The organism is Pseudomonas sp. S150, assembly GCF_004526365.1.
GTDB lineage: Bacteria > Pseudomonadota > Gammaproteobacteria > Pseudomonadales > Pseudomonadaceae > Aquipseudomonas > Aquipseudomonas putida_A.
On the sequence record NZ_CP038207.1, the window covers coordinates 4,152,437 to 4,169,114 of the forward strand.

Annotated in this window: 17 protein-coding genes; 12 read left to right on the plus strand and 5 right to left on the minus strand. The window is 61.3% G+C overall.

What is annotated here, in order from left to right; genetic code table 11:
- Positions 1-234 precede the first annotated feature (234 nt).
- Both E3Z29_RS18895 and E3Z29_RS18900 read right to left on the minus strand, forming a co-directional pair.
- Complete coding sequence (locus E3Z29_RS18895; protein ID WP_134786601.1) at positions 235-2,619, minus strand: RND family transporter; 2,385 nt, start codon at positions 2,617-2,619, stop codon at positions 235-237.
- On the minus strand, positions 2,616-3,659 hold the full coding sequence (locus tag E3Z29_RS18900; RefSeq protein WP_098964277.1) for a YCF48-related protein: 1,044 nt from the start codon (positions 3,657-3,659) through the stop codon (positions 2,616-2,618). The genes E3Z29_RS18895 and E3Z29_RS18900 overlap by 4 nt, the downstream gene beginning before the upstream one ends.
- Before the next feature lie 460 nt (positions 3,660-4,119).
- On the opposite strand from E3Z29_RS18900, the gene E3Z29_RS18905 reads away from it, so the two are divergent.
- The 7 genes from E3Z29_RS18905 (at position 4,120) to E3Z29_RS18935 (ending at position 9,523) form a co-directional block, all read left to right on the plus strand.
- Positions 4,120-4,710, plus strand: a complete 591-nt coding sequence (locus E3Z29_RS18905) for an amino acid synthesis family protein (RefSeq protein WP_095136389.1) — start codon at positions 4,120-4,122, stop codon at positions 4,708-4,710.
- A gap of 31 nt (positions 4,711-4,741) precedes the next feature.
- Positions 4,742-5,575, plus strand: coding sequence for an alpha/beta fold hydrolase (locus tag E3Z29_RS18910; RefSeq protein ID WP_134786602.1), 834 nt, complete (start codon positions 4,742-4,744; stop codon positions 5,573-5,575).
- A complete protein-coding gene (locus E3Z29_RS18915) occupies positions 5,572-7,053 on the plus strand; it encodes an aldehyde dehydrogenase (protein ID WP_134786603.1) in 1,482 nt (493 codons plus the stop codon). The genes E3Z29_RS18910 and E3Z29_RS18915 overlap by 4 nt, the downstream gene beginning before the upstream one ends.
- Positions 7,054-7,065: 12 nt before the next feature.
- A complete protein-coding gene (locus tag E3Z29_RS18920) occupies positions 7,066-7,551 on the plus strand; it encodes a flavin reductase family protein (protein ID WP_134786604.1) in 486 nt (161 codons plus the stop codon).
- Positions 7,552-7,757: 206 nt separating this feature from the next.
- Entirely contained in the window at positions 7,758-8,147 is a 390-nt protein-coding gene (gene pcaC / locus E3Z29_RS18925) for a 4-carboxymuconolactone decarboxylase (RefSeq protein ID WP_134786605.1), read from the plus strand.
- A 58-nt stretch (positions 8,148-8,205) separates the two neighbouring features.
- A complete protein-coding gene (locus tag E3Z29_RS18930) occupies positions 8,206-8,958 on the plus strand; it encodes a GntR family transcriptional regulator (RefSeq protein WP_007968636.1) in 753 nt (250 codons plus the stop codon).
- A 1-nt stretch (position 8,959) separates the two neighbouring features.
- A complete protein-coding gene (locus E3Z29_RS18935; protein WP_098964282.1) occupies positions 8,960-9,523 on the plus strand; it encodes an NUDIX hydrolase in 564 nt (187 codons plus the stop codon).
- A gap of 125 nt (positions 9,524-9,648) precedes the next feature.
- Here the strand turns inward: E3Z29_RS18935 and E3Z29_RS18945 are convergent, their stop codons facing one another.
- On the minus strand, positions 9,649-9,945 hold the full coding sequence (locus tag E3Z29_RS18945; protein ID WP_134786607.1) for a DUF1330 domain-containing protein: 297 nt from the start codon (positions 9,943-9,945) through the stop codon (positions 9,649-9,651).
- A gap of 68 nt (positions 9,946-10,013) precedes the next feature.
- Here E3Z29_RS18945 and ribBA point away from each other — a divergent pair, with 68 nt between their 5' ends.
- The 5 genes from ribBA to E3Z29_RS18970 all read left to right on the plus strand — a co-directional run bounded on the left by ribBA (position 10,014) and on the right by E3Z29_RS18970 (position 15,423).
- Positions 10,014-11,123 carry a bifunctional 3,4-dihydroxy-2-butanone-4-phosphate synthase/GTP cyclohydrolase II gene (ribBA, locus tag E3Z29_RS18950; protein ID WP_098964285.1) on the plus strand — a complete coding sequence of 370 codons (1,110 nt, stop codon included), beginning with the start codon at positions 10,014-10,016 and terminating at the stop codon, positions 11,121-11,123.
- Between the two features lie 375 nt (positions 11,124-11,498).
- Complete coding sequence (locus E3Z29_RS18955) at positions 11,499-12,524, plus strand: ABC transporter substrate-binding protein (RefSeq protein WP_083368860.1); 1,026 nt, start codon at positions 11,499-11,501, stop codon at positions 12,522-12,524.
- A complete protein-coding gene (locus E3Z29_RS18960; RefSeq protein WP_027613068.1) occupies positions 12,521-13,435 on the plus strand; it encodes an ABC transporter permease in 915 nt (304 codons plus the stop codon). The genes E3Z29_RS18955 and E3Z29_RS18960 overlap by 4 nt, the downstream gene beginning before the upstream one ends.
- Before the next feature lie 6 nt (positions 13,436-13,441).
- Complete coding sequence (locus E3Z29_RS18965) at positions 13,442-14,251, plus strand: ABC transporter permease (RefSeq protein WP_025111627.1); 810 nt, start codon at positions 13,442-13,444, stop codon at positions 14,249-14,251.
- Between the two features lie 17 nt (positions 14,252-14,268).
- Positions 14,269-15,423 (plus strand): ABC transporter ATP-binding protein, encoded by a 1,155-nt coding sequence (locus E3Z29_RS18970; RefSeq protein WP_134786608.1) that lies wholly within the window; start codon positions 14,269-14,271, stop codon positions 15,421-15,423.
- A 132-nt stretch (positions 15,424-15,555) separates the two neighbouring features.
- On the opposite strand, the gene map is transcribed toward E3Z29_RS18970, so the two are convergent.
- Positions 15,556-16,347: a type I methionyl aminopeptidase gene (map, locus tag E3Z29_RS18980; protein WP_134786609.1), complete on the minus strand. Its 792-nt coding sequence runs from the start codon at positions 16,345-16,347 to the stop codon at positions 15,556-15,558.
- Positions 16,344-16,571, minus strand: coding sequence for a ParD-like family protein (locus tag E3Z29_RS18985; protein WP_025111624.1), 228 nt, complete (start codon positions 16,569-16,571; stop codon positions 16,344-16,346). Before E3Z29_RS18985 ends, map begins: the two co-directional genes overlap by 4 nt.
- Positions 16,572-16,678: the final 107 nt, after the last annotated feature.

The following is a 16,678-nucleotide window of genomic DNA, read 5'->3' on the forward strand; positions in this document are numbered from 1 at the left end:
ACCTACACCGACGTGAACGATTTGCTTTGAATCCATAATCGGCTGGTATCTCAAATCTCATGATTTGCTGTGAATCCATAATCGATTCGGTATTTCCAGGTCGATGTATCAAGCCGCACACCTCGGTCAGTCCCCTCTCCCTCTGGGAGAGGGCTAGGGTGAGGGGCTTTTGATCTTGACTCATAAAAAAGCCGCAACCCTAAGGTTGCGGCTTCGTCGTTTCAGGCATCCGGATCAGTGAGCAAACAGCGAATTGCCCTTCTGCCCCGCCAGCTTCTCCGGTTTGATCAGGAACTTCGCCAGCGCCGGCAGCAGCCACAGCGCACCGAACATGTTCCACAGCAACATGAAGGTCAGCATCAGGCCCATGTCGGCCTGGAACTTGATCGCCGAGAAGATCCAGGTACACACGCCGATGGCCAGGCACAGACCGGTGAACAGCACCGCTTTACCGGTGGATTTCAGGGTCTGGTAATAGGCTTCCTGCAACGGCAGCCCGGCGCGCAGGAAACTTTCCAGACGGCTGTAGATGTAGATCCCGTAGTCCACGCCAATCCCCACGCCCAGCGCCACCACCGGCAGGGTCGCGACCTTGACGCCGATGCCCATGAACGCCATCAGCGCGTTGCCCAGCACCGAGGTCAGGACCAGCGGCAGGACGATGCACAGGGTCGCCGCCCATGAACGGAAGGTGATCATGCACATCACCGCGACGCAGATGTACACCAGGATCAGGATGGTCAGTTCGGCCTGTTTGATCACTTCGTTGGTGGCCGCCTCGATCCCGGCGTTACCGGCGGCGAGGATGAATTCCAGGCCGTCCTTGTTGTTGGCCTTGGCGAATTCCTGCACCGCGTGTACCGCACGGTCGAGGGTTTCGGCCTTGTGGTCGTTGAGGAAGATCAGCACCGGCGCCAGCGAACAGCTGTTGTTGTACAGGCCGTCAGCGCGGGCGATCGAGTTGTTCAGCACATCCGGGTTGCGCGACAGGGTTTCCCATTTCAGGTTGCCCTCGTTCATGCCCTTGATCATCTGCTTGGACACGGTCACCAGCGAGATCGCCGACTGCACGCCCTCGGTGTTCTGCATCTTCCACATCAGCTCATCGATCGGCGCCATGGCTTCGTAGCGCGAGCAGCCTTCGGTGGCGGTCTTGACCATCACCACCAGCACATCGGAACTGGTGGAATAGATGTTGATGATGAAATTGTTGTCCTTGTTGTAGCGCGAGTCAGGGCGCAGCTCCGGCGCACCTTGATCGAGGTCGCCGATTTTCAGGTTCTGGCTGTACCAGAGGCCGCCGCCGAAAGCGATCAGCGCCAGAGCGATGGAGATCGGTGCGACTTTCGGGCTGGCGAAGTTCGACAGGAAACGCCAGAACGGATGCTCGCGATTCGCGTCCTTCTTGCTCTTGGCAATCGCGCGTTTGCTGATGCCGACATAGGAAATCGCCACCGGCAGCAGGATCAGGTTGGTGAACACGATCACCGCCACGCCGATGGACGCGCCGATCGCCAGCTCGCGGATCACCCCGATGTCGATGATCAGCAGCGTGATGAAGCCGACGGCGTCGGCGAGAATCGCGATCATCCCCGGCAGGAACAGTTGCCGGAAGGTGCGCCGCGCCGCCGTCAGGGCGTTATCGGCTTCGCTGGATTGCAGGGCGATCCCGTTGATCTTCTGCACGCCGTGGGAAATGCCGATGGCGAAGATCAGGAACGGCACCAGCATCGAATACGGATCGAGTCCGAAACCGAAGAAGTGCATCAGCCCGAGCTGCCAGACCACCGCCACCAGTGTGGTACTCAACACCGCCACGGTACTGCGCAGGCAGTTGGTGAACCACAGCAGCAGGATCAGGGTGATGACGAAGGCGATGCCGAAGAACATCACCACCATCACCAGACCGTCGATCAGGTCACCGACCTTCTTGGCGAAACCGACGATGTGGATCTTGACGTTGGGGTTCTGCGCTTCGAACTTGTTGCGGATCTTGTCTTCGAGTTCATGGGAGAACTGGCGGTAGTCCAGCGCCAGCAACTTGCCTTGGTCCTGCGGGTCCGGGTAGGACTCCAGCAGCGGGATGTCGACGATGCTCGACTTGAAGTCATTGGACACCAGACGCCCGACCTGCCCCGACTTGAGGACGTTGTTGCGCAGCATGTCGAGGCTGTCCGGCGAGCCGTCGTAGCTCTGCGGAATCACTTCACCGCCGGCAAAACCTTCCTCGGTCACTTCGGTCCAGCGTACGCTCGGACTCCACAGCGACTTGAGGCCGGAGCGGTCGACGCCGGAGATGTAGAACACCTCGTCGTTGATCTGCCGCAGGGTCTCCATGTACTCCTTGGAGAAGATGTCGCCGTCTTTGGCTTCCACCGAAATCCGTACGGTGTTGCCCAGGTTCGCCAGATCGTTGCGGTGCTCCATCATCTTTTCGATGAACGGATGCTTGAGCGGGATCATTTTTTCGAAACTGGTGGACGGCCGGATCAGCGTGGCCTGCCAGAACAGGAAGATGCTGACCACCAGGCAGATCAGGATCACGGCCGGGCGGTTGTTGAAAATCAGACGTTCGAGGAGCGTCGCTTTGTCCTGCTGAGGAGTGATCAAGGAAGTCATAGCCCCGCCTTCTTATTATTGATTTCGGCGCCGTTGGGCTGCGTGGTGTGCACGCCGCCCTGCCCGGTCAGAATCAGATTGCCGTCGCCGGCCGCCGTCACCGAGGACAGCGAGATGCGGTCCGGGCGGTTGAACACGCTGAAGGTTTCGCCGTTGTCGCTGCTGCTGATCACCGAGCCGCCGTTGCCGACGATCACAATCGAGCCATCCGCGAGCAGGGTCGCGCCGGACAGACCGAACTCCAGCGCACCGCGCGCGGCCTTGAGTTCGACCTGCTGCCAGGTGCTGCCGAAATCGCTGGAGCGGTAGAGGTTGCCGCGCAGGCCGTAGGCCAACAGAGTCTGCGCCTGCGCGGTGCCGATCACGCCGAACAGCGAGCCTTGATACGGGCCCTGGATTTTCTCCCAGGTCTGGCCCCAGTCCGGGGAGCGGAACATGCTGCCCTGCTCGCCGACGATGAACAGCCCGGCGTCCTTGACGGCGGCGATGGCGTTGAGGTGGAACTGGTCCTGGTTGTCGAGACGGTCGCTGACGTCTTGCCAGTTCTTGCCGCCGTCGGTGGTTTCCAGCAATGCACCGTAAGCACCGACCGCAACACCGTGATTAACGTCCTGGAACCAGACGTCGAGCAGCGGTGCTTCGCGCTTGAGGTCTTCGAACTGTTTGCTCCAGGTCAGGCCGCCGTCTTCGCTGGCGAGAATCTGCGCGTCGTGACCGACCGCCCAGCCGTGCTTGTCGTCGACGAAATACACCGCCGTCAGCAGTTGCCGGGTCGGCACCTTGGCCTGGGTCCAGGTCTTGCCCTGGTCATCGGAATAGAGAATGTGCCCGCGATCACCCACCGCCACCAAGCGGGTGCCGGCGTGGACGACATCGAGCATCAGGCTTTTGGCGGCTTTGGCCGATTCGGTGGAATACACCCCGTCGGCGGGCGCTTCGGCGGCCAGCACGGGTGCCGACAAGGCAGCACAGCCCAGCAGTGTGAGGGCTGTGGCCAGCAACGCGGTGTTGCGAAACGCCGGCGGGCGGCAACGACTCATAGACCTTCCCCTATTTATTATTGTTAGGCCATTGGGCCTTAGGGCGCCGCAAGGGTGCTCGTGGTAACTGACAGGTCACAAGCATAGCCGTGAAACCCGCAGTCCAGAGCGCCTTGGGAAGCTGGCTCATCCTATCGGGCTTTGGAAACGTCTGACAATCGGCGCCACGTTATCTTTTGTTAACCGGATGACCCTCCTGTCAGCGGTGATTTCCATCGTGGGAGGGGGCTTGCTCCCGAAGGCGCTGTGTCAGGCACCCGAGATGTCGACCGATCCACCGCTTTCGGGAGCAAGCCCCCTCCCACAGGGTGTAATGGTGTTTGTGAGATTGGGGCTGGCAGTGAATACACCGCCATTCGCCGGATGGATGCGGCAAATCTTGCGTGAGGGACTTGCACGATCGGTATTATGGTATACCATCAGACGCACAGACACTCTCAATCCCCCTACGGAGCAGCTCATGAGTTTCGAAATTCGCAAGATCGTCAGCTATGTCGAAGAAACCTTCATCGAAGGCGGCAAGGTCACTGACAAGCCAGTGACCATGGTCGGGCTGGCTGTGGTGATGAAGAACCCGTGGGTCGGTAACGGCTTCGTCGAGGATTTGAAACCGCAGATCCGCGCCAACTGCTCCGACCTCGGCGCCATGATGGTCGAGCGTCTGGTGGGCATCATCGGCGGCGCCGAGAAGATCGAGGCGTACGGCAAAGCGGCAGTGGTCGGCGCCGACGGCGAGATCGAACACGCCTCGGCGGTGATCCACACCCTGCGCTTCGGCAATCACTACCGCGAAGCGGTCAAGGCCAAGAGCTACCTGAGCTTCACCAACAAGCGCGGCGGCCCGGGAACCTCGATCCAGATCCCGATGATGCACAAGGACGACGAAGGGCTGCGCTCGCACTACATCACCCTGGAAATGCAGATCGAAGACGCGCCGCGTGCCGACGAAATCGTCGTGGTGCTCGGTTGCGCCGACGGTGGCCGCCTGCACCCGCGCATCGGCAACCGCTACATCGATCTGGAAGAACTGGCCGCCGAAAAAGCCCAGTAATCACAATAAAAAGGCATTGCAGGAGCGCTCCATGATTCGGCTCACCGCTGAACTCACCCCGGCTGGCACCAGTTACCTGGCGACCGGCCAAGGCCAGCCCGTGGTCTTGATCCACGGCGTGGGCCTGAACAAAGAAATGTGGGGCGGCCAGATCGTTGGCCTGTCTGCCCAGTACCAGGTGATCGCCTACGACATGCTCGGCCACGGCGCCAGCCCGCGCCCGGCCAGCGGCACCGGCCTGCTCGGTTATGCCGATCAGTTGCTGGAGCTGCTCGATCACCTGAGTCTGCCCCAGGCAGCGGTGATCGGTTTCTCCATGGGCGGACTGGTGGCACGGGCGTTTGCCCTGCACTACCCGGAGCGCATGCAAAGCCTGGTTGTGCTTAACAGCGTGTTCAACCGCAGTGAAGAACAGCGCGCCGGGGTCATCGCCCGGACCGCGCAGGCGGCCGAACACGGGCCGGATGCCAACGCCGAAGCGGCGCTGTCACGCTGGTTCAGCCGTGAATATCAGGCGGCCAACCCGGCGCAGATCGCGGCCATTCGTCAGACCCTGGCCGGCAACGATCCGCAGGGTTACCTGACCACCTACGAATTGTTCGCCACGCAGGACATGTACCCCGCCGACGACCTCGGCAGCATCCAGGCGCCGACGCTGATCGCCACCGGCGAACTCGACCCCGGTTCCACCCCGGAAATGGCCGAGCAACTGGCCCGGCGCATCCCCGGTGCGAAGGTTGCGGTGCTGCCCGAGCAACGGCATATGATGCCGGTAGAGTCGCCGCGCCTGGTCAACCAGACGCTGCTGGAATTTCTCGAATTCGCACACTCCCGACAAAACCCTATAAAGGGGATCGTTGCATGACACTCGCACGCTTCCAGATGTGCATCGGCGGAGAATGGGTCGACGCCCTCTCCGGCAAGACCTTCGAAAGCCTCAACCCGGCCAGCGCGCAAGCCTGGGCCGAACTGCCCGATGCCGATGAAGCCGACGTCGAACGCGCCGTGCAAGCGGCGCAGACGGCTTTCGACAGCCCGGCCTGGCGCGGCCTCACCGCCACCGCACGCGGCAAACTGCTGCGCCGTCTCGGTGACCTGATCGCGGAAAACAAGGAACAACTGGCGCAGCTGGAAAGCCGCGACAACGGCAAACTGATCCGCGAAACCCGGGGTCAGGTCGGCTATCTGCCGGAGTTCTTCCACTACACCGCAGGCTTGGCCGACAAGCTCGAAGGCGGCACCCTGCCGCTGGATAAGCCCGACCTGTTTGCCTACACCGTGCACGAAGCGATGGGTGTGGTTGCCGCGATCATTCCGTGGAACAGCCCGCTGTACCTGACCGCGATCAAACTGGCGCCGGCCCTCGCCGCCGGCAACACCATCGTGATCAAGCCTTCCGAACATGCTTCGGCGACCATCCTTGAGCTGGCACGTCTGGCCCTCGAAGCCGGAATTCCGCCGGGCGTGGTCAACGTCGTCACCGGTTACGGCCCGAGCACCGGCGCCGCCCTCACCCGCCATCCGCTGATCCGCAAGATCGCCTTCACCGGCGGCGCGGCCACGGCCCGGCACGTGGTGCGCAGCAGCGCCGAAAACTTCGCCAAACTGTCGCTGGAACTGGGCGGCAAGTCGCCGAACATCATCTTCGCCGACGCCGATCTGGACAGCGCGATCAACGGCGCGATTGCCGGGATCTATGCGGCCTCGGGCCAGAGCTGCGTGTCCGGCTCACGTTTGTTGGTGCAGGACGAAATCTACGACGAGTTCGTCAACCGCCTGGTCGAACGCGCCCAGCGCATCCGCATCGGCAACCCGCAGGAAGATCACAGCGAAATGGGTCCGATGGCCACTGCGCAGCAACTGGCGGTGGTCGAAGGGCTGGTGGCCGATGCCATCGCTGAAGGTGCGCGGTTGCGCACGGGCGGCAAGCGTCCGGCGGATCTGGGTGACGGCTGGTTCTACGAGCCGACGCTGTTCGAGTGCGACCGCAACTCGATGAAGATCATGCAGGAAGAAGTCTTCGGCCCGGTGGCATCGGTGATTCGCTTCAAAGACGAAGCCGAGGCGCTGGCAATCGCCAACGACTCGCAATTCGGCCTCGCCGCCGGCATCTGGACTCGCGACCTGGGCCGCGCCCATCGTCTGGCGCGGGATGTGCGTTCGGGAATCATCTGGGTCAATACCTACCGTGCGGTGTCGGCGATGGCGCCGATCGGCGGCTTCAAGAACAGTGGCTATGGACGCGAAAGCGGCATCGATTCGGTGCTGGCCTACACCGAACTGAAAACGGTGTGGATCAATCTCTCTCAGGCGCCGATGCCTGATCCGTTTGTGATGCGCTAGGAGTCCTGCGACATGATCGAACCCGGCATTTACAAAGACGTCATGAGCTCGTTTCCGTCCGGAGTCACGGTGGTCACCACCCTCGACCCGGAGGGCGCCATCGTCGGCATCACCGCCAGCGCCTTCAGTGCGCTGTCGATTGACCCGGCGCTGGTGCTGTTCTGCCCCAACTACGCTTCCGACACCTACCCGGTGCTGCGCGACAGCAAGAAATTCGCGATCCATTTGCTGTCCGCCGACCAGACCGCCGAGGCCTACGCTTTCGCCGGTAAAGGCAAGGACAAGGCTAACGGCATCAAGTGGCATTTGAGCGAACTCGGTAACCCGATCCTCGCCAAGGCCACGGCGATCATTGAGTGCGAGTTGTGGCGTGAATACGACGGTGGTGATCACGCGATCATTGTCGGCGCGGTGAAGAACCTGATCCTGCCCGAGCAACCGGTGACGCCGATGATTTATCACAAGGGCAAGCTCGGGCCGTTGCCAACCCTGGCCTGATGGATACATAGATCCCACTGTGGAACTGCCCATTGTGGTGAGGGGATTTATCCCCGACCGGCTGCGAAGCAGTCGTAAGATCCTTGCACGAGGTGTGTCTGGCAATTCGCGGTTGCAGGTTTGGGGGCGCTTCGCACCCCGTCGGGGATAAATCCCCTCACCACAGGTTTCATTCCAAAAGGGGGTCTCTGTTGTGAGGAGGAATGATGAGTAACGAAAAGTACGAAAAAGGCCTGAAGATCCGCACCCAGGTGCTGGGCGAAGCCTACGTGCAGCGTTCAATAGAGAACGCCGACGACTTTACCCGCCCGTTCCAGGAAATGGTCACCGAATACTGCTGGGGCCATGTCTGGGGCCGTGAGGGTTTGTCGCTCAAAGAGCGCAGCATGATCAACCTGGCGATGATCTCGGCGCTCAACCGCCCGCACGAACTCAAGCTGCATGTGCGCGGCGCCTTGCGTAACGGCCTGAGTCGTGAGCAAATACGCGAAATTCTGCTTCAGGTCGGTATTTATTGCGGCGTCCCGGCAGCCGTGGACAGTTTCCGGCTCGCCCGTGAAGCCTTCGCCGAAGCCGACGCCGAGGCCTCCAGTTAACCCCTCGGCTGTTTTGATGCCCGTCTGGCATGGACAGCCACAGTAAAGAGCGGACCCCATGAAACGCCAGCCACTCGACGACAGCTTCAAGGTCAATCGCAACCCCGTTACCCTGCGCGAAATCGTGCTGGATAAACTGCGTAGCGCGATCATGAATTTCCAGCTCATGCCCGGCGATCGACTGGTGGAGCGCGATCTATGCGATCGCCTCGGTGTCAGCCGCACATCGGTGCGCGAAGCCCTGCGTCACCTGGAGTCCGAAGGTCTGGTCGAGTTCGCCGATGCCAAAGGCCCACGGGTGGCGATCATCACCCTCGCCGATGCGGTCGACATCTACGAGCTGCGCTGCGTGCTCGAAGGCCTGATCGTCCAGTTGTTCACCCTGCGCGCCAAGGCCAAGGACATCAAGGCCCTGGAAAAAGCCCTCGACGAGAACCGCAAGGCGCTCAAGGACGGCGAACTGCAGCAGGTGATCGACTCGGTGCAGGGCTTCTACGACGTGCTGCTCGAAGGCTCGGGCAACCACGTTGCGGCCACTCAATTGCGCCAGTTGCAGGCGCGCATCAGCTACCTGCGGGCGACCTCGGTGTCTCAGGAAAACCGTCGCGGCGCCAGTAACCACGAGATGGAAAAAATGGTCGAGGCGATCAAGAGCGGCGATCCGCTGGCGGCGCATCAGGCCTGTGTCGATCACGTGCGCGCCGCTGCGGCCGTGGCCCTCGACTATCTCAAGCGCAAACAGGAAGAGACCGGCGCCACGCCGAACATCACTCTGCCGATCGCGCTGAAAGAACCGCGTATAGGTCACTGACATGTTCAGCCCGAGCTTTTGCCCGAAATGCGGTGGCCCTGACCTTGGTCAGCAGGTACCGCCGGGCGATACGCACGAGCGCCTGATGTGCCGCGGCTGCGGCTACATCCACTACGTCAATCCGAAGATCATCGCCGGCTGCATCATCGAGCAGGACGGCAAATACCTCTTGTGCCAACGGGCGATCCCCCCGCGTCCGGGCACCTGGACGCTGCCGGCCGGCTTCATGGAAAGCGGCGAGACTACCGAGCAGGCAGCGCTGCGTGAAGTCTGGGAAGAAAGCGGCGTGCGCGCGGAAATCGTCTCGCCGTATTCGATCTTCAGCGTGCCGAAGATCAGCGAGGTGTACATCATCTTCCGCGCGATCGCGCTGGAGATCACCGGCCAGTTCGGCCCTGAGACCCTGGACTACAAGTTCTTTGCCCCTGAAGACATTCCGTGGGAGCAGATCTATTACCCGGCGATCCGGCAGATTCTCGAGCGTTACATCGAGGAGCGTCAGGCCGGGGTGTATGGGATCTACATGGGCAATGATGACAGCGGCAAGATCCACTTCATCCGCTGAGGATCACCTTCGCCCCCTGTGGGAGCGGGCTTGCTCGCGAATGCGGTCAATCATTCAACATTTCTATCGACTGACACGACGCCTTCGCGAGCAAGCCCGCTCCCACAGGGGATTTGCGATGTTGCTTAAAGTGGAGCAATGCCCTCGACAATGACGATCTCCGCCCTCGCCCATTCCTCGCGATAACGTTTCGCCTCCTGATACGCCGCCGAGTGGTAGCACGCCACGGCCTTCTCATAGCTCTCGAACTCGATCACCACGCTACGCTGAGGAGTAGCCCTGCCCTCCAGCGCTTCGCTGCGCCCGCCCCGGGCCAGAAATCTCGCGCCGAACGCGGCGAAGGCTGCCGGTGCGCGCTGGGTGTATTGGCTGTAGTGCTCGGCATCGTCGACATCCACGTGGGCAATCCAGTACGCCTTCATAGTGACCTCTTTGTTGATTTTGTATTATGGTATACCAATATATTTCCAACAAACCCTGAGAGTCCAGCATGGCCTTCAACAGCATCGAAGAAATCCTCGAAGATTATCGCCTCGGCAAAATGGTCCTGCTGGTCGATGACGAAGATCGGGAAAACGAAGGCGACCTGCTGCTGGCCGCCGACTGCTGCACGCCCGAAGCGATCAGCTTCATGGCCCGTGAAGCACGCGGGTTGATCTGCCTGACGTTGACCGACGAACACTGCCAACGCCTGGGCCTTGAGCAGATGGTGCCGAGCAATGGCAGCGTGTTCAGCACTGCGTTTACCGTGTCGATCGAAGCGGCGGTCGGGGTCACCACTGGCATTTCTGCAGCTGACCGCGCGCGGACGGTCGCGGCTGCCGTGGCCAAAGACGCCCGCGCCGAAGACCTGGTGCAGCCTGGGCACATCTTCCCGCTGCGCGCCAAGGAAGGCGGCGTGCTGACCCGCGCCGGCCACACCGAGGCCGGCTGCGACCTCGCCCGCCTCGCCGGTTTCACCCCGGCCTCGGTGATCGTCGAGGTGATGAACGATGACGGCACCATGGCCCGGCGTCCGGATCTGGAAGTGTTCGCCCGCAAGCACGGGATCAGGATCGGCACCATCGCCGACCTGATCCACTACCGCCTCAGCACCGAGCACACCATCGAACGCATCGGCGAACGTGAGCTGCCGACGGTGCATGGCACGTTCCGTCTGATCACCTTTGAAGACCGCATCGAGGGTGGCGTGCACATGGCGATGGTGATGGGCGATCTGCGCCGCGAAGAGCCGACGTTAGTACGCGTGCATGTGATCGATCCGCTGCGTGATCTGGTCGGCGCCGAGTACAGCGGGCCAAGCAACTGGACGCTCTGGGCGGCGTTGCAACGGGTCGCGGCGGAAGGTCATGGGGTTGTGGTGGTGTTGGCCAATCATGAATCGTCACAGGCGCTTCTCGAGCGCGTGCCGCAACTGACCCAGCCGCCTAGGCAGTTCAGTCGCTCGCAATCGCGGATTTATTCGGAGGTGGGCACCGGGGCGCAGATTCTGCAGAACCTGGGGGTGGGCAAGCTGCGGCATCTGGGGCCGCCGCTCAAATATGCCGGGTTGACCGGGTATGACCTGGAGGTGGTCGAGAGCATCCCCTTCACCGAATAACACTGCCCTCACCCCAGCCCTCTCCCGGAGGTAGAGGGAGCCGACCGAGTTGTTCTACCGCTATACATCGACCTGAAACTGCGAGTCGAACTCAAGTTTTAAACAGCATGGAGATCGGCTCCCTTTCCTCTCTCCCATTGGGAGAGGGCTGGGGTGAGGGGCTGGTTCTAAAGTGCGCCCTATGACTCATGCCGAGCACAGGCAAAAAACCAGAATCAACAGATAACCGGTAAGGCAAAGTGCTTGCACAAAGTTTGGAATACCATAATATGATATTCCATAGACCGGACGACCTGAAAAACCATCCGGCTACTGCTCCCGACAGGCGGGCAACAACGCAAGCCCGCTCAAAAACACAACAATGAGGGCGTAAAAATGGTGTTGAACAAAGCTGCAACCGCAATCCTTTTTGCGGGACTGCTGAGCGTGACCGGCCAGGCTGCAATGGCCGCCGAAAGCGTGAACTTCGTCAGCTGGGGCGGTAGCACCCAGGATGCGCAGAAACAGGCATGGGCCGATCCATTCAGCAAGGCCAGCGGCATCACCGTGGTGCAGGATGGCCCGACCGACTACGGCAAACTCAAGGCCATGGTCGAAAGCGGCAACGTGCAATGGGACGTGGTCGATGTCGAAGCCGATTTCGCCCTGCGCGCCGCCGCTGAAGGCCTGCTCGAACCCCTCGATTTCAAAGTCATCCAGCGCGACAAGATCGACCCGCGTTTCGTCAGCGACTACGGCGTCGGCTCGTTCTTCTTCTCCTTCGTCCTCGGCTACAACGAAGGCAAACTTGGCGCGGCCAAGCCGCAAGACTGGACCGCGCTGTTCGACACCAAGACCTACCCCGGCAAACGCGCCCTGTACAAATGGCCAAGCCCCGGCGTGCTCGAACTGGCGCTGCTGGCCGACGGCGTAGCGGCTGACAAGCTCTACCCGCTGGATCTGGATCGCGCCTTCAAGAAACTCGACACCATCAAGAAAGACATCGTCTGGTGGGGCGGCGGCGCGCAGTCGCAGCAACTGCTGGCCTCCGGTGAAGCGAGCATGGGTCAGTTCTGGAACGGCCGGATTCACGCTCTGCAGGAAGACGGCGCGCCGGTGGGTGTGAGCTGGAAACAGAACCTGGTCATGGCCGACATTCTGGTAATTCCAAAAGGCTCGAAAAACAAGGACGCGGCGATGAAGTTTCTGGCCAATGCCAGCAGTGCCAAAGGCCAGGCCGACTTCTCCAACCTGACCGCCTACGCCCCGGTCAACGTCGACAGCGTGGCGCGCCTGGACTCGGTGCTGGCCCCGAACCTGCCGACTGCCTACGCCAAGGATCAGATCACTCTTGATTTCGCGTACTGGGCCAAGAACGGTCAAGCCATCGCGACACGGTGGAACGAATGGCTGGTCAAATGAAAATGGCGGCCACTGCGCCCCGTCCTGCAACGGTGACCGGGAGCGCCACCGGCGCTGCCGGCTCGACCCACACCTTCAGACAACGCTGGAAAGGTGCCGGCAACCTGGTTCCGGCACTGCTGTTCCTCGGCCTGTTCTTTCTCGCGCCGTTGATTGGCCTGCTGTTGCGCGGCGTATTGGAACCGACCCCGGGCCTTGGCAACTATGAACAACTGTTCGCCAACTCGGCGTATGCACGGGTGCTGCTCAACACCTTTTCGGTGGCCGGACTGGTGACGATTTTCAGCCTGTTGCTGGGTTTTCCGCTGGCCTGGGCGATCACCCTGGTACCGCGCGGCTGGGGCCGCTGGATTCTCAACATCGTGCTGCTGTCGATGTGGACCAGCCTGCTCGCCCGCACCTATTCGTGGCTGGTGTTGCTGCAAGCCTCGGGCGTGATCAACAAGGCGCTGATGGCGCTGGGGATCATCGATCAGCCGCTGGAAATGGTGCACAACCTGACCGGTGTGGTGATCGGCATGAGCTACATCATGATCCCGTTCATCGTCCTGCCGTTGCAGGCGACCATGCAGGCCATCGACCCGATGATCCTGCAGGCCGGTTCGATCTGCGGCGCCAGCCCGTGGACCAACTTCTTCCGGGTGTTCCTGCCGCTGTGCCGGCCAGGTCTGGCGTCCGGTGGGTTGATGGTGTTCGTGATGTCGCTCGGGTACTACGTCACCCCGGCGCTGCTGGGTGGGGCGCAGAACATGATGCTGCCGGAATTCATCATTCAGCAGGTGCAATCGTTCCTCAACTGGGGCCTGGCCAGTGCCGGCGCCGCGTTGCTGATCGCGATCACCCTGGTGCTGTTCTACTTCTACCTGAAGCTTCAGCCGGAATCCCCGGTTGGCGCCAGCAACGCGAGGTAAGCCGAGATGCTCCTGACTCCCAATGCCATGAGCCGCCGGATGCGTTTCGGCTTGTATGCAACCACCGGACTGATCGGTTTGTTCCTGCTGTTGCCGATCGTGTTCATCGTCCTGCTGTCGTTCGGCTCGTCGCAGTGGCTGGTGTTCCCACCGCCGGGCTGGACGCTGAAATGGTACGGCCAGTTCTTCTCCAACGCCGACTGGATGAACGCTGCGGCGGCCAGCCTCAAGGTTGCCGTGCTGACTACGATCTGCGCCGTGGCCCTCGGTCTGCCAACCGCGTTTGCTCTGGTGCGCGGGCGCTTCCCCGGTCGGGAAATGCTCTACGGCCTGTTCACCCTGCCGATGATCGTGCCGCTGGTGATCATCGCGGTGGCGGTGTACGCGCTATTTCTCAAGCTCGGTTACACCGGGACCATGTTTGCCTTCGTGGTCAGCCATGTGATCGTCGCGCTGCCGTTCACCATCATCTCGATCATCAACTCGCTGAAGCTGTTCGATCAGTCGATTGAAGACGCGGCGGTGATCTGCGGCGCCTCACGCCTGCAAGCGGTGTTCAAGGTGACGTTCCCGGCGATCCGTCCGGGCATGGTCGCCGGCGCCCTCTTCGCCTTTCTGGTTTCGTGGGACGAAGTGGTGCTCAGCGTGATGATGGCCAGCCCGACCCTGCAAACCCTTCCCGTGAAAATGTGGACCACCCTGCGCCAGGACCTGACCCCGGTGATCGCCGTCGCTTCGACGCTGCTGATCGGCCTGTCGGTGTTGGTCATGGTGATCGCCGCCGCGCTGCGCCGGCGCAACGAAATCAGCGCCTGAGCGCCCAGGAGTACGACATGAGTGCCGTGATCAAAGACGCATCCCAGCAGAACGACAAACCCCTGGTCAGCCTGCGCAATCTGAACAAGCACTACGGCGACTTTGCCGCCGTCGACAACATCTCGCTGGACATCAACGACGGCGAGTTCCTGACCTTCCTCGGTTCCAGCGGCTCGGGCAAAAGCACCACGCTGTCGATGCTCGCCGGGTTCGAAACCCCGAGCAGCGGCGAGATCCTGGTCAACGGTCAGTCGCTGGTCAACGTGCCGCCGCACAAGCGCGACATCGGCATGGTGTTCCAGCGCTATTCGCTGTTCCCGCATCTGTCGGTGCGCGACAACATCGCCTTCCCGCTGGCGATCCGCAAACTCGCCGCCACCGAACGTGACAAGCGTGTCGATGCGATGTTGAAACTGGTGCAGCTCGAACAATTCGCCCATCGCCGCCCTTCGCAGTTGTCTGGCGGACAACAGCAACGCGTCGCCATCGCCCGGGCGCTGGTCTACGAGCCACGCATTCTGCTGATGGACGAACCGCTCGGTGCGCTGGACAAAAAACTGCGTGAAGACTTGCAGGATGAACTGCGCCAGCTGCATCGGCGCCTGGGCATCACCATCGTCTACGTGACCCACGATCAGGAAGAAGCCATGCGTCTGTCGCAGCGCATCGCGATTTTCAGTCACGGCAAGATTGTTGGTTTGGGCAGCGGTTATGACCTGTATCAGAATCCGCCGAATGCGTTTGTCGCGTCGTTCCTCGGCAACTCGAACTTCCTCAAGCTCAAGGCCCAGGGCAATGCGGCGGCGAGTTTCGAGGGGCAGTCGTTGTCGATTCGCCTGACTGCCGGCTTGCACACCGAGCAGGATGTGCTGCTGATGGTGCGGCCAGAAAAAGCTGTGGCGCTGAGCGTGCAACAGGCGAGCGAGGAGCCGTTGGCCGCTGGTTGGAATGAAGTGTCGGCCAAGGTCGTGGAGGTACTGTTTCTTGGTGAAAGCCAGACCTGCAGCGTGGTGACGTCGGGCGGGACTTCGATGACGGTTAAAGCGCTGTCGGCGGCGGGCATGCCGCTCAAGGCTGGCGATCCGGTGCGAGTGCGCTGGGCCACGGCGGATGCCTGCGTCTACACCGAATGGGCTGAAAGCGACCTCAACAAAGCCGCCGGCGCCCACTGAGGATCTCGGTAACCCCGCAAATCCCCTTGTGGGAGCGGGCTTGCTCGCGAAGGCGGTGTGTCAGTCACTGTTTATGTTGAATGACACACCGCCTTCGCGAGCAAGCCCGCTCCCACAGTTTTTTTGTGGCGCTCAGCTAATCGGTGCAAATCCTTCAATCTGATCCGGCCACGCCGTCAGGATTTCAAAACCTGTCTCCGTCACCGCGACCATATGCTCCCACTGCGCCGACAGCGAGCCATCCTTGGTCAGCACCGTCCAGCCATCCGGCATGTTCTTCACATGGCGCTTGCCGGCATTGAGCATCGGCTCGACGGTGAAGATCATCCCCGCCTTGAGCTTCATGCCCTGATTGGGAAAACCGTAATGCAGGATCTGCGGTTCATCGTGGTAAACCTTGCCGATGCCATGCCCGCAGTACTCGCGCACCACACTGAAACCTTCTTTCTCCGCCAGGCTCTGGATCGCATGACCGATGTCGCCCAGTGTCGCGCCCGGACGCACCATGCGGATGCCCGCGCACATCGCGTCGTAGGTGGTCTTGATCAGGTGTTGTGCTTCAGGCGTCGCCTCGCCGACCACGTACATGCGGCTGGTGTCGCCGAACCAGCCATCCTTGATTACCGCGATGTCGAGGTTGACGATGTCGCCATCCTTCAGCGGCGTGCCCGACGGGATGCCGTGGCACACCACATCGTTGACCGAGGCGCAGACGGTTTTCGGGAAGCCGTGATAACCGACGTTGGCCGGAATGGCTTTCTGCACGTTGACGATGTAGTCGTTGCACAACCGATCCAGCTCATCGGTCGTCACCCCAGCCTTGACGTGCGGCACCAGCATCGCCAGCACTTCGGCGGCGAGTTTGCCCGCCGCGCGCGACTTCGCGATTTCCGCAGGGGTATTGATCTTGATCTGATTTCTCATGCGCTGACGGCTTCCTGAGTCAGTTGATGCAGATCCAGCCCGCCGTTCTGTTCGGCGCGGATCAGCAAGCGGCAAATGGCGCTGTGGTCGAGGTTGGGGTGCAGCTCGGCGAGCATGCCGATGCGCATCCAGTGCTCGGCCTGCGCGTTGATCGAGCGGCTGAGCGCGGTGCTGGAGATGCGCAGGTTCTCGTGCATGTCTTCTGAAATCTTTACGATGCCCATATCCGAATCCGATACGAAGTGTATATGGATCGTATATTAGCCAAGGGACGCCCACGATTGCAAACCTTGCGCAAGGCTTGCCAAATCGCGGGCAAAAAAAAGCTGCC

Excerpts from the sequence above, each read along its gene's own strand:
- E3Z29_RS18960 (WP_027613068.1), top strand. The coding sequence starts at position 12,521 with ATGAAAATGGCGGCCACTGCGCCCCGTCCTGCAACGGTGACCGGGAGC.
- pcaC (WP_134786605.1), top strand. The coding sequence starts at position 7,758 with ATGAGTAACGAAAAGTACGAAAAAGGCCTGAAGATCCGCACCCAGGTG.
- E3Z29_RS18955 (WP_083368860.1), top strand. The coding sequence starts at position 11,499 with ATGGTGTTGAACAAAGCTGCAACCGCAATCCTTTTTGCGGGACTGCTG.
- E3Z29_RS18910 (WP_134786602.1), top strand. The coding sequence starts at position 4,742 with ATGATTCGGCTCACCGCTGAACTCACCCCGGCTGGCACCAGTTACCTG.
- E3Z29_RS18905 (WP_095136389.1), top strand. The coding sequence starts at position 4,120 with ATGAGTTTCGAAATTCGCAAGATCGTCAGCTATGTCGAAGAAACCTTC.
- map (WP_134786609.1), bottom strand. The coding sequence starts at position 16,347 with ATGAGAAATCAGATCAAGATCAATACCCCTGCGGAAATCGCGAAGTCG.
- E3Z29_RS18970 (WP_134786608.1), top strand. The coding sequence starts at position 14,269 with ATGAGTGCCGTGATCAAAGACGCATCCCAGCAGAACGACAAACCCCTG.
- E3Z29_RS18945 (WP_134786607.1), bottom strand. The coding sequence starts at position 9,945 with ATGAAGGCGTACTGGATTGCCCACGTGGATGTCGACGATGCCGAGCAC.
- E3Z29_RS18915 (WP_134786603.1), top strand. The coding sequence starts at position 5,572 with ATGACACTCGCACGCTTCCAGATGTGCATCGGCGGAGAATGGGTCGAC.
- E3Z29_RS18935 (WP_098964282.1), top strand. The coding sequence starts at position 8,960 with ATGTTCAGCCCGAGCTTTTGCCCGAAATGCGGTGGCCCTGACCTTGGT.
- E3Z29_RS18895 (WP_134786601.1), bottom strand. The coding sequence starts at position 2,619 with ATGACTTCCTTGATCACTCCTCAGCAGGACAAAGCGACGCTCCTCGAA.
- ribBA (WP_098964285.1), top strand. The coding sequence starts at position 10,014 with ATGGCCTTCAACAGCATCGAAGAAATCCTCGAAGATTATCGCCTCGGC.
- E3Z29_RS18965 (WP_025111627.1), top strand. The coding sequence starts at position 13,442 with ATGCTCCTGACTCCCAATGCCATGAGCCGCCGGATGCGTTTCGGCTTG.
- E3Z29_RS18930 (WP_007968636.1), top strand. The coding sequence starts at position 8,206 with ATGAAACGCCAGCCACTCGACGACAGCTTCAAGGTCAATCGCAACCCC.
- E3Z29_RS18920 (WP_134786604.1), top strand. The coding sequence starts at position 7,066 with ATGATCGAACCCGGCATTTACAAAGACGTCATGAGCTCGTTTCCGTCC.
- E3Z29_RS18985 (WP_025111624.1), bottom strand. The coding sequence starts at position 16,571 with ATGGGCATCGTAAAGATTTCAGAAGACATGCACGAGAACCTGCGCATC.
- E3Z29_RS18900 (WP_098964277.1), bottom strand. The coding sequence starts at position 3,659 with ATGAGTCGTTGCCGCCCGCCGGCGTTTCGCAACACCGCGTTGCTGGCC.